We start from the raw sequence: 12,343 nt of genomic DNA, 5'->3' as shown, positions 1-12,343 counted from the left end.
CATTGATAAGGACTATAATCTAGGTAATAGATTAGAGGAGGATAATGAAAATGCAGTTTGAAACATTACAAAAAGACATGGTTGCAGCAATGAAGGCAAGAGATAAGGCAAGAAAAGATGCCATTTCTTCATTGGTTTCTGATGTAAAGAAGGCCGCTATCGACGCTGGCACTAGAGATAACATTGCAGATGATTTGGTAGATCAGGTTATTCTCAAGTCATTAAAGACAGCAAAGGAGCAGCTCGACACATGCCCTGCTGAGAGAACAGATTTAAAGGAAGAGTACCAGTTCAGATATGACGTAATCAAAGAGTACGCCCCTGCAATGATGAGCGAAGACGAGATTCGCGCATTCCTTCAGGCAAACTTCGCTGAGGTGCTTGCTTCTAAGAACAAGGGCGCAATCATGAAGGAAGTCATGCTAGCACTTAAGGGCAAGGCTGACGGAAAAGCCATCAATATGATTGTTGCTGAGCTTTGTAAATAATTTTTTTGCCGGGGATTCTTGGGATTTATTGTAATTCTTGGGAGTTGTTGGGAATTCTTGTGATTTGTTTGGGAAAAGTATTAAATGTGTTATTTTTTCGTTTTAATACTTGCTGAGATTTTGTTATTACACAATGTAGAAGAAAGATGCCTCTAAGGTATTAAATTCAGTAATATTTGAATTTTAATACTTAGGGGCATTTTGAATATATGCTTTAAAGGGGAATTTTGGTATTAAAAATTAAATATAATGTATTTTAATACTTTTGATTTTCAAAAATAGATTTATATCTTTGGATTAAGCAACAAAATATCTAAATACTTTGAACTACAAGAACGTAAGACCTCATTATCTTTGAACTGATACATAACTCCTATTTACTAACTGCGATTATAAAGAAATTATTAAAAATACAGTTCTCACCTAGAATTATCAGCAATAAAACAGTACTATTGTTTTATATTAATTGCGTACAATAAAAGGAGGATAATTACTTATGGAGTTTAATACAAACATTTTTGAGCAGTACGATAAAAAGTGGGCATTGCTTACTGTAGGGGATAAGGACAAGTTTAATACAATGACAATTAGCTGGGGAGGACTTGGAACTCTTTGGAATAAGCCAGTTGCTACAGTTTATGTTAGAACATCACGCTACACAAATGAGTTTATGAAGGACAACGATTATTTCACTGTTAGCTTTTATCCAGAAGAATACAAAAAGACTTTGGGAGTCCTTGGATCAAAATCTGGTCGCGATATGGACAAGGTTCATGAATCTGGCCTTACTCCAAAGGAAGTAGAAAATGGAATCACATTTGAGGAAGCAGAAGTTACTCTTGTTTGCAGAAAACTTATTAGCCAGAGACTTGAGCCAGAAAACATGATTCCTGAAATTGCAAAGCAGTTCTATGAGAATGAGGCCCAGCATGACATGTATGTTGGAGAAGTTGTTTTTATTGAGAAAAATGCTCAATAAGGTAAGCTAAATATCCTTGAATATGACAAGGAGTTCTGTTAATCTACTTGTAGTTAGTAAGGACTAACTATGTGTAAATCATTGCGGAACTCCTTTTTGTATTGTTAAGTGCAGCTGCTACCTGCCTTAACAATATGGAGTTCTAAAAAACAAATTCATGTGAAAGGATGGATAGTTATGGATTACTTAGAAATTGAAAAGGTTATTGGTAGAGAAATCCTCGACTCAAGAGGAAATCCTACTGTTGAATGCGAGGTCACACTTGTTGATGGAACAGTTGGACGCGGAATGGCTCCTTCAGGTGCATCTACAGGAGAGTTCGAGGCACTTGAGCTTCGTGACGGCGATAAAGGCAGATACTTAGGAAAAGGTGTTACAAAGGCAGTTGCAAATATCAACGGACCTATTGCAGATGCAATTTGCGGTATGGATGCCTCTGATATCTATGCAATCGACGCAGCTATGATTAAGGCAGATGGCACAAAGGATAAGTCTAACCTTGGTGCAAACGCAATTCTTGCAACATCAATTGCTTGTTGTAGAGCAGCAGCTACATCACTTGATATTCCTCTTTATAGATTCCTTGGCGGTATTCAGGGCACTAAGCTTCCAGTTCCAATGATGAACATTTTGAATGGTGGTGCTCACGCTGATAGCGCTGTTGATACACAGGAGTTCATGATTATGCCTGTTGGCGCTCCTTCATTCAGTGAGTGCTTACGTTGGTGTGCAGAGGTATTCCACGCACTTAAGGCAATCCTTAAGGAGATGGGAGATGTTACAGCTGTAGGTGATGAGGGTGGTTTCGCTCCAAATTCACTTAAGAATGATGATGAAGCTATCGAAGTTATCTTGAAGGCTATCAAGGCTGCAGGCTTTGAGCCAGGTAAGGACTTCATGATTGCTATGGATGCTGCATCTAGCGAGTGGAAGTCAGAAAAAGGCAAGGGCTTCTATCATCAGCCAAAGTCAGGTAAGGACTTTACAACAGACGAGCTTATCGATCACTGGGCAGCACTTGTAGACAAGTACCCAATTATCTCTATCGAAGATGGTCTTGATGAGGAGGATTGGGAAGGCTGGAAGAAGATGACAGCTAAGATTGGTGATAAGGTTCAGCTTGTTGGCGATGATCTTTTTGTAACAAACACAGAGCGTCTTTCAAAGGGTATCGAGAACGGATGTGGTAACTCAATCCTCATCAAGCTCAACCAGATTGGTTCAGTTTCAGAGACACTTGAGGCTATCAAGATGGCTCACAAGGCTGGTTACACAGCAATTTCTTCACATCGTTCAGGTGAGACAGAAGATACAACAATTGCTGACTTAGCTGTAGCTTTGAACACATGCCAGATTAAGACAGGTGCTCCTTCTAGAACAGAGCGTGTTGCTAAATACAACCAGCTCCTTAGAATTGAAGAGCAGCTTGGTGACGCAGCAGTTTACCCAGGAATCAAGGCATTCAATGTAAAATAATTCCTATTTGCATTAAAAAGGCAGGTTTTCTCAACCGGGAAAACCTGCTTTTGTTATGCCTTATTAAATTTATCGCAGATGTAATTCCATCCGCAGTCGCCACAAATCTCAGCTCTAAGACCAGTATCAATTATCTTTGTTTTTACAGTTGAAATGAAGTCTTGGTATTTTATCTCGGTGCCATTGGAAATTCCGCATGCCTTTAAAACTTCATTATCGTATTTACGAACTTTTTCCTGCGAAGTACAAATGCCAGATTCGTTATTAGGACAGTTCTTGCAGACGATATCAGTTTCAACTTTCAGTGTTATCATCTGAGCTGGATCTTCCTCCATCTCATATATGATGCGCCCCATATGATCAGTGAAATCCTCGCTGTATCCCTTTCCCTCGTAGAATTGAAAGCACATTCCGTGGTGTGGTCTAAGTATTTTGTTCATGATGCCTCCTCCCTTTAGGATTTCTAGTATAGCACATTATATGGATGCGCAGACTTATCTTATGTATCTAGTTTGTTATCAATATATTTAATAATGGACCATAAGAAATGGCTATATAGGAAATGGAGAAGTTATATTGTGTATCACCTACTAAAATAGTATGCTTTTAAAAAACAAGTGATGGAGGTAGAAAAAATGGGGCTTGTAGATGATGAAATAAAAGAGATTTCTGCAGAGAATTTCGCAAAACTAGATAAAGCAAATATCACAATTGTAGATTTGAGAGAACCGGATGAAGTGTTAGTTCATGAGCTTCCTGGCTCTATTAATATTCCTTTCAGCAAGATTGGAACTGATTTGAAAAATGTTCCTAAGGAAAAGCCTGTTTACGTTATTTGTAGAACGGGAGATTTAAGTGAGGAGATTGTAGAAATCCTCCAGGACAGAGGCTATGATGCTACAAATGTAATTGGAGGCTACGATGCATACAAAGAGTTTGCTTCTGTTGAAAAAGTAGAAAAGCAGGCCTTATTTATCGATGCAAAAAACTTAAGATGTCCAGGACCTATTGTAAAAGTGGCGGACACTTTAAGGACGCTTCAAAATGAAAGTACAGTGAATGTGGAGGCAACAGAAGATGCTTTTGCTTCTGACATTAAGGTTTGGTGTGAAAGAACAGGAAACAGCCTGGATTCCCTTGAAATCCAAGATGGCATAATCAAAGCAAAGATTACTAAAAAGGATAAACTGCAGGTTTCAAACGTAGCGACAGATAGTGCTAATAATGACAAGACTTTCATTGTATTTAGCGGAGATTTAGATAAAACTATTGCTTCATTTATCATGGCAAATGGTGCCGCTGCATTAGGCCGAAATGTTACCATGTTCTTCACATTCTGGGGATTGAACATTTTACGAAGCGCTAAAAAGGCGAAAGTCAGAAAAGATTTCATTGAGAAGATGTTTGGATTCATGATGCCTAGAGGAACTAAAAAACTTGGTTTATCAAGAATGAATATGTTTGGCGCAGGCCCTAAAATGATTCGATGGATAATGAAGCGAAAAGGTATTTCTTCCTTGGAAGAATTAATAGAAAGTGCGAAAGAGCATGGAGTACGCCTAGTAGCCTGCCAAATGTCCATGGACATTATGGGTATTCGTCAGGAGGAATTGATAGATGGCGTTGAGCTTGGCGGCGTCGCAACATTTATCGGAGCTGGTGAGAAGTCAGATATTAGTTTGTTTATTTAGTTGTGGAAAGGGATGGGAATGAAAAAGTATAGAAATTTGGTAATTACGTTAGTAATATTGTTGGGTATATTGTTTATTGATAAATCTTTGGTTTATGCGGAGGGCGAATTGATAGGCACTCATATCGAATTAAGCATTAATCAGGATTTATTAAATAGTAGTGATGGGAAAAAAGTTCATATATCTGCGGAAGTGTTTACGGATTCTGGGGAGCCAGTAGAAGACGGAAGCGTTACTATCTATTACAAGCAAGATACGTCTGACAAATATAATACTACTAGTGGAAAAATAAATGTTAGTGCAAATAAAAACTACAATATTTATGCCGAATTCTCAGGTACTGATTTATATAGTGCATCAACTAGTGAAACAAGAACAATAAACGTAAGGCAATTTGCTTCATTAAAAGGTTATCTTTCTGCTACAAGTACTCCTGCGGATGAAAGTTTAGGAACCATTAAGCTGAAGGAAGATTATCCTGACTTAGGTATCGTAAATGCGTTAACCTATCACAAGACAAATTCTTCAGATACAGTTGTTTCTGGGATTAGTCTTACTAATCTAGCTGAGGGAACGTATTACGTAGCTGTTCCAGCCAGACAGGATGGAGATACTTTTTATATTTCATCATCATATCAATCTATAGATGTTGCAGAGGGAGAGGCTCCTACAAAATATACCGGAAAAGTAGAGGTTGATGAGAGGATCTCCTGGTCTATAAGCTATTTTGAGACTGATGAAAATTCTGGAAGAGTTTACACAACCTACGTCAAATCATTGGACGAGAATATGTATTATGTATCAGGTGTTGTGGCCACACCTGTTGAGAATGCATCTGTATCATACTATCCAAACACAGGAGAGGTATCTATTACTGATATCAAGGGAGACTTTGTTTTATCTGCATCAATTGTAGAAAAAGCAGCACCAGCAAAAATCACTGTAGAGAAAGTCAGTGTTTCTGAAAATCAAAACTACAGTGAGGACAATGCTTTTAAGCAGTTTATATTTAATGTAAAAGCAGTTGATGAAAACGACAATCCTATTCCTAATGTAAAAATCTATTATAAGTCTGATGAAAAAGAGGTTTCATTTACAAATGTAAGAACGACTGATGAAAATGGAATCGCATCTTTTACAAATAGCTATGGAGTTAATAGGTCGAGTCAGAAAGTATCTTATACTGCGTTATTCGCCTCAAGCGCTGATTTTAAAGAAGAGAACTTATTGGTTAAAAAGAATATCAATTTAGTTCTTCAGAAAAAGGCTGATTTGGAACTATACGAAGACCAACTTGTGGGAACTGAACCAGGGACTAATAACGGTAAAGTAACTGACGTTCCTGATAATTATGAGATATGGACAGGTGAAGTTCACCAAGGAGCTATCGTTATCGGCTCGGGTAAATGGGTCGGTCCAGTCAATGGAGAATTCACCGGATTATCTACAGGCCAGCATATTATACAATTTGGGGAAAGATTTGATGAAGCGACCACAACTTTTTACTTTGCTTCAGACTACAACTATTTTGAAATCCCAAGAGGGGTGAAATCAGTAGATAGTAGTGATGATAGTTCTGTAGAAAAAGGTAATCCTACTGTAAATGATAGTTCCTCAAGTAATGGAGATTCTACAGGTAATGGAGGTTCTGTTAGTAATGGAACTATTGCAAGCAATGGAACTCATTCTGCTACTCCAAATACTATTTTGATTCAAACCCCAAGCGTACCTTTAGCTGCCGAAGCTCCGCAGCTTATCTCATCGTTGCCATCGGTGAAGAATAATGTCGGTAGCTCGGAGACAATTAAGTTGGTTCAGGGAGAAAGTGAAGAAAATAGTCAGAATGAAAACGATGCAGAAGAACTGATAGATACTAATAAAGAGATTGTATCGCAGGCTTCTGAGGAGAATAAGAATATAGAAGAATCTGATGTCCCACTTGCTTTATCAAATGACACAGTGGAAGAAGGAAATGGATTATTCATATTCTTGATTATTATAGGGTTAGTAATTATAGGTGGTAGTATTTATTTTGTTAGAAGAATACGTAAATAGTAGATAAGAGAAAAGCGATGCATAGCATCGCTTTTTTGCGTAGACACGAAAATTAAGGGGGATACAGAATCTTCGTGTCAAGGAGTACTAGAGGCGACACGCAGAATTAACAGATGCTGGAATTTACGTGTCTGTAAAAGAGCTGAAAGACACGAAGAATTGAGAAATCCTGAGATTTACGTGTCTGTAAAAGTGAGGACAGACACGTAGAATTGAAAAAGTCCGGGATTTTCGTGTCAAAAAAAGAGTATGTAGACACGAAGAAATGACAGTTGGGAGAATTTTCGTGTCTGCAAAAGGATGGAAAGACACGAAGAATCGAATAATCCTGAGATTTTCGTGTCGATGGAAGCAAATTCAGACACGTAAAAAGGGCTATTACTTGATTCTACGTGTCAGTGTGCATTGAATCTGACACGCAGAATTAAAGATTTGCAGAATCTGCGTGTCAGAGAAAGCTGCCTGAGACACGCGGAAGTAGGAAAATCGAGAATCTGCGTGTCTACTAGAGTGGTGAAAAGCATGCGGAATAGAGATAATGACAAATCCGCGTGTCTGATAGAAGGAGAAAAGACACGCCAAAACAAAGAAATAGCAAAATGGCGTGTTCAAGCAGCCTGAAATTGACACGCGGAATTGAAGTTATAGCAAAAGCGCGTGTTTCTGGCCTCCAAAACAGACACGCCGTATTGCAGAAAGCTCTAATCCGCGTGTCGCCACCTACTCACAGACTTGTGGCTCTGCCACAGTCCCAGTTTCAAGCCTGCTTGACTAACATGTATCTGCCAATAGTTATGAAGTCAAGGGAGCGAAGCTCCAAAGGCTTGCCCTTGACTGAAATAACTTGGCAGATATGATGTGTCTAGCAGGTTGAAACAATAACAGAATCACAGCTTGAAAAGAACTAAACCAACACATATCATATTTTTAATAATAATGATTTGAAATCATTACACACTACAGGAGCAACACATGAACAAAAGCCAAGCGCGTAAAATCCTGGGGCTGGATGGCAGCGAGGATAAGCGTGAGATTAAAAAGAAATATAGAAAGCTGATGCATGAGCATCATCCGGATAATAGCGATTCTGATGATAGCAAGCTGGCGGCGAAGATTAATACAGCCTATGAGCTGATTATGAAGTACTATGACGACGACACCAGAGGCTCCCAAAGTTCCGGCAGCCAGTCAATGGGCGTAGCCAGAGCAAAAACATCTCGCCCTAAGCACAAGCCTTGGTCTGCAAAGGAAAACAAGAATGCATTTTGTGCAAGGCCAATCCTGCATGAGGTGGAGGACTTTAATGGGAACAACTTAGGCACTATCGAAATCGCTAGAGGCAAGTACATATGGACAAAGGACGAAGAGTTTTCCATGTTTTTGAAAAGCCTTTATGAAACAAGCAAGGAGCTAATTGATAATGCCAGACCATCCTTGTTCTTTGAATTGCCAGAGATAATTAAGCAGAAATACCTGGCAGATATCACTTACCTGCTGACAGGTCAGTTCATTGATAGCACACTTACTTTAAATGAACTGGCACTTGTGGAAGCAGATTCTTATAAAGTGAATGCAATGGTAGAGCTTGAACCCGGTGCATCTCCACCAAAGCCTGGCAGTATGCTTTATCCTGCAGGCGTTTCTAATCACAGGCTGTTTCTTAGAAATAAGGTGGGAGAGATTATAGGCTACCTTAGCTTCAAGGATGACAGACTTTACTATGTAGTCATCCCGCTTTTTGAGCAGAAGAAAGCACAGGTGAAAATGGTAGTGGCAGATGATATTCAGAAAACGCGTAGAGGCAATAAGTACGTTGATTTAGACTTGTGGATTAGGATTCTACCAACTGAAACATCGGCTGTAGAAAGTACCAACAATCAAATACAAGCATTATTAGATAAGTATGCGCATGAAGGATTTTAAGTATCGTAAATGCGATAACAGAAATTTCAAAATATTCGAAAGTATGAAATAATAGTGAATTTTTATTTATACCACTAGTATGTAGATTTTGTTGTGCTATTATGTTAGGAGCAGATGTGCACAAAGCTAATTAAATGAGGAGAAACAAAATGAAAAATAAGGTATTTTCAATACTAATTTGCTCTATGTTGTTACTTTCGGCTTGTGGAGCGAACAATGCTGATAACAGTGTTAATAATGAGACTGCAGGGGAGGCGGAATCATCAGAGACACAAACAACAGAGAATAATGCCACAGCAGCTGAGACAGGAGAGGTTCTTTCAAATTCACTGTTTTCAATCACAATGCCTGCTGACCTTGAAGGCGTATATGAGGCAGAGGTTGAGGATCAGCAGATTACTCTTTATCACAAAGAATCTAAAGATGCTGGTTACAATGGTATGGCATATACGATATGGGCAAGAGAGATGCCACCAGAGTTCTACGGCGGCCCTTATGTTAAAAAGGGTGAACTTACTGATGCAGATGGAAAGCAATACGAGGTTGTATTAGGATATGCAACTGAAGTTCAATGGGATTTTGAAACATACACAGAGATGCCAGAGGACTTCGAAAAGTTGTATGATTCAGCAGAGGATGTTGTTGCTAACATGACCGGTGTTAATGGTGCAACATTTGAATATTTGGCCGGCACCCAGGGTGAGGACCTTTACGGAGATGTAGTTGCAAAATACCAGACAGCACTTGATGAAGGATGGGATGCATCAAAGTATGAAGAGAATGGCATGAGCCCAGAATTCTATAGCATTTCACAGACAGATGGCGCTTCAGGCATAGGCATTGCTTACTACGATACTGATAAAGATGGCGTCGACGAATTGTTCGTAGGCACACTTGTTGATGACGAGCTGAGAGGTTCTATCTATGATATCTACACAATTGTAGATGGTGAACCAGCACTCGTGGCTTCTGGAACAGCCCGCAATAGATTCTATGTTTACAGCGAAGGTATGATTGTAAATGAGTACTCAAGCGGCGCCCTTGAAAATGGCAAGCTTGTATATTGCTTGGAGCCAAATTCAGCGGAAATGACTTACCAGTGGGGCACCAAAATCGATGCTTATACAAATGAAGATCAGCCTTGGTTTATAAGTTATACAGAAGATGAATGGGAAAATGTTACCGAGGATGAATTCAAGGATAGAGAAGCTGCTTCAGAGGATTACACAGACCTTGAGTTTAAGGCTTTATCAGATTTCTAAATGATAAAAATTAAGGGTACGTACTTTAATGTACGTACCCTTTTTGTTTTAGTTAAGAATTTTGATTCCGCCAAGAATTGGAACTGGTTTTTCTTCATCATTGCAAGCTGCAACTAATGCCATAATCCAAAGAACGATCATAACAATCCACCAAACCCATCCAAGTACTGGAATAGCACAAGCGAAGAAGAAGAGGTTGATTACAAGAGCCTGATTGATGTGGAACTTAGCTCCCTCACGATCACCTACAAGAACTGCGATTAAGAATCCAATCCATGTAAGATATGCAACAATACCTGTTGCGTGTGCGCTCATGCTAGCTGATGAGCTTGTTGTGATAGGTGTTGCATTAAGCAAATCAGCCTTTTTCTGTTCAAATTCTTCCTCTGTGATTACTCCCTGGTCAAGCAAATCCTTATACTTTTGGATTTCCTCTGCTGCTGAAAAATTACTCATATCTTTCCTCCCTGATTTAAAATTTCTGTCAATTATTTTATCACTCTTTATATGATGCGTCATTAATAATTTAAAATATTTTATCAATCAAAATTAAAAGCGATTATGAGTTACTTAAACGTTTACGAAAATCCCTCCTTTTATTAGAATATAACTAGTTTTAATAACATATAAGGAGAAGGATATTATGAGAAAATTTGATGGTTATATCCACGGAATCAACCTGGGAGGCTGGCTATCTCAGTGCGTGCACACAAAGGAGCACTACGATTCATTTATTCATGAGGAAGACATTGAGACAATCAAGAAATGGGGCATGGATCATTTCAGAGTTCCTGTAGATTACGAGCTTGTAGAGCGTGGCGCAGGGGACTATAAAGAAGATGGCTTCCAGTATCTTCAAAACGCAATCGACTGGGCTGGCAAAAATGGCCTGAACATGGTTCTTGATTTGCACAAAACAGCAGGATTCAGTTTTGATGAGGGAGAGGCAGAGAGCGGCTTCTTTGAAAATGAAGAATATCAGGAGCGTTTCTATCTTCTTTGGGAAGAGTTCGCAAAGAGATTTGGAAAGTATTCTGACCGTCTCAGCTTTGAGCTTTTAAATGAGGTTACTAAGAAGGAATACTGCGATACATGGAATAGAATTTCCCGCACATGTGTGGAGCGTATCAGAAAGTATGCACCAGACATCAAGATTCTCATCGGCGGATATTACAACAACGCAATCGAATCACTTAAGGACATTGCGCCTCCTTATGATGAAAATATCGTTTACAATTTCCATTGCTACGAGCCACTGATTTTCACACATCAGGGTGCATATTGGATTCCAACAATGGACAATGATTTCAGAATGCCATTTGATGTTACATACAAGGAGTACAAGCAAAATACTCGAAACAATCTTGAAGGCTTCACTATTAACTTTGATTCTTACAATGAGAATGATAAAATTGGAATAGAGTTCTTTAGAGACTTGGTGAAGGAAGCCGTTCGTGTGGCAGATGAAAGAAACGTGGCTCTTTATTGTGGAGAGTTTGGAGTAATCAATCTTGCATCTCCAGAGGACAGCAAGAAATGGTACGAAATGATTTGCAAGTGCTTCGATGAGTATGGCATTGGCCGTGCAGCATGGAGCTTCAGACAGATGGATTTCGGTATCGAAGATGAACACATGGCTTCCGTTAGAGACGATATTTTGAAAATGATTTAATAGGAGGCTTAATGAAGACAGCACTTATTACAGGAGCAACATCAGGCATCGGCCTTGAGTTTGCCAAAAGACTTGCAGACAGAGGATACAGACTGATTGTCACAGGACGAAGAGTAGACAGACTTAATGAACTTGCAGAGCAGGTAAATGTTCCTGTGGAAATAATCTCAGGCGACCTTAGCAAGAAAAAGGAATGCTTTGCCCTTCTTGATAAGCTGAAGGAGGAGCGCATCGATGTATTTATCAATAATGCAGGATTTGGTGTGGCTGGTTCATTTCTTGAAACAGATATTAATAGAGAAGTTTCTATGATAAAGGTCAATGATGTTGCTATGCACATCCTCTTTAAAGGAATTCTTCAAAAGATGGATGCAGATGGTGCTGGTCAGATTTTAAACGTAGCTTCATCAGCGGGGCTCCTTCCAGGAGGTCCATACATGGCTGGCTACTACGCAAGCAAGGCATATGTCACAAGCCTTACTCGCGCTGTTGCAGTAGAGCTCAAGGAAAAAGGCTCAAAGGTAAAGGTTTCAGCTCTTTGCCCAGGGCCTGTAGATACAGAGTTCAATGACAGAGCAGATGTAGTTTTTGCATTGAAGGGAATCAGCCCGGAAAAATGCGTAGCGGAAGCGCTGAAGGGAATGGATAGAGGCAAAACAATTATCGTGCCAGGCTTTGGTATGAGACTTGCCATGGCTTTCCAGCATTTGCTTCCAATTACAATCCTTGTTAAGCTTACAGGCCATCAGCAGAAAAAGAAACTTGGCTAAAGGGTTGCATTTTTTCAAGTATGGGTT

At 39.4% G+C, this 12,343-nt stretch carries 11 protein-coding genes; 9 read left to right on the top strand and 2 right to left on the bottom strand.

The genetic code is table 11. The features are described 5' to 3' along the window. Window positions 1–50: 50 nt before the first annotated feature. The 3 genes from CRN97_RS01540 (at window position 51) to eno (ending at window position 2,943) form a co-directional block, all read left to right on the top strand. Window positions 51–488: a GatB/YqeY domain-containing protein gene (locus CRN97_RS01540; protein WP_097075585.1), complete on the top strand. Its 438-nt coding sequence runs from the start codon at window positions 51–53 to the stop codon at window positions 486–488. Window positions 489–984: 496 nt separating this feature from the next. Next, entirely contained in the window at window positions 985–1,467 is a 483-nt protein-coding gene (locus CRN97_RS01535) for a flavin reductase family protein (protein WP_097075584.1), read from the top strand. A 177-nt stretch (window positions 1,468–1,644) separates the two neighbouring features. Next, window positions 1,645–2,943: a phosphopyruvate hydratase gene (gene eno / locus CRN97_RS01530; protein WP_097075583.1), complete on the top strand. Its 1,299-nt coding sequence runs from the start codon at window positions 1,645–1,647 to the stop codon at window positions 2,941–2,943. Between the two features lie 53 nt (window positions 2,944–2,996). On the opposite strand, the gene CRN97_RS01525 is transcribed toward eno, so the two are convergent. Then, complete coding sequence (locus tag CRN97_RS01525; RefSeq protein WP_097075582.1) at window positions 2,997–3,383, bottom strand: DUF1284 domain-containing protein; 387 nt, start codon at window positions 3,381–3,383, stop codon at window positions 2,997–2,999. Between the two features lie 195 nt (window positions 3,384–3,578). Here CRN97_RS01525 and CRN97_RS01520 point away from each other — a divergent pair, with 195 nt between their 5' ends. From CRN97_RS01520 to CRN97_RS01505, 4 genes are all read left to right on the top strand, one after another. Further along, the gene (locus tag CRN97_RS01520) at window positions 3,579–4,634 is read left to right on the top strand and encodes a DsrE/DsrF/DrsH-like family protein (protein ID WP_207653193.1); all 1,056 of its coding nucleotides are present in this window, start codon (window positions 3,579–3,581) and stop codon (window positions 4,632–4,634) included. 18 nt (window positions 4,635–4,652) lie between these two features. Further along, window positions 4,653–6,689, top strand: a complete 2,037-nt coding sequence (locus CRN97_RS01515) for an Ig-like domain-containing protein (protein WP_097075580.1) — start codon at window positions 4,653–4,655, stop codon at window positions 6,687–6,689. 972 nt (window positions 6,690–7,661) lie between these two features. After that, entirely contained in the window at window positions 7,662–8,612 is a 951-nt protein-coding gene (locus CRN97_RS01510; RefSeq protein ID WP_097075579.1) for a DnaJ domain-containing protein, read from the top strand. Window positions 8,613–8,761: 149 nt separating this feature from the next. Then, window positions 8,762–9,874, top strand: coding sequence for a hypothetical protein (locus CRN97_RS01505; RefSeq protein ID WP_097075578.1), 1,113 nt, complete (start codon window positions 8,762–8,764; stop codon window positions 9,872–9,874). 48 nt (window positions 9,875–9,922) lie between these two features. Here the strand turns inward: CRN97_RS01505 and CRN97_RS01500 are convergent, their stop codons facing one another. After that, complete coding sequence (locus CRN97_RS01500) at window positions 9,923–10,330, bottom strand: SHOCT domain-containing protein (RefSeq protein ID WP_074789043.1); 408 nt, start codon at window positions 10,328–10,330, stop codon at window positions 9,923–9,925. Window positions 10,331–10,517: 187 nt separating this feature from the next. Here CRN97_RS01500 and CRN97_RS01490 point away from each other — a divergent pair, with 187 nt between their 5' ends. Further along, window positions 10,518–11,546 (top strand): glycoside hydrolase family 5 protein, encoded by a 1,029-nt coding sequence (locus CRN97_RS01490; protein WP_097075577.1) that lies wholly within the window; start codon window positions 10,518–10,520, stop codon window positions 11,544–11,546. An 11-nt stretch (window positions 11,547–11,557) separates the two neighbouring features. Beyond that, window positions 11,558–12,316 (top strand): SDR family NAD(P)-dependent oxidoreductase, encoded by a 759-nt coding sequence (locus CRN97_RS01485; protein WP_097075576.1) that lies wholly within the window; start codon window positions 11,558–11,560, stop codon window positions 12,314–12,316. The last annotated feature ends 27 nt before the right edge of the window (window positions 12,317–12,343 follow it).

It is taken from the genome of Pseudobutyrivibrio ruminis DSM 9787 (assembly GCF_900218035.1).
GTDB classification, from domain to species: Bacteria; Bacillota; Clostridia; order Lachnospirales; family Lachnospiraceae; genus Pseudobutyrivibrio; species Pseudobutyrivibrio ruminis.
The sequence above is the reverse complement of the archived record's forward strand: the minus strand, read 5'-3'. Positions and strand labels throughout refer to the sequence as shown.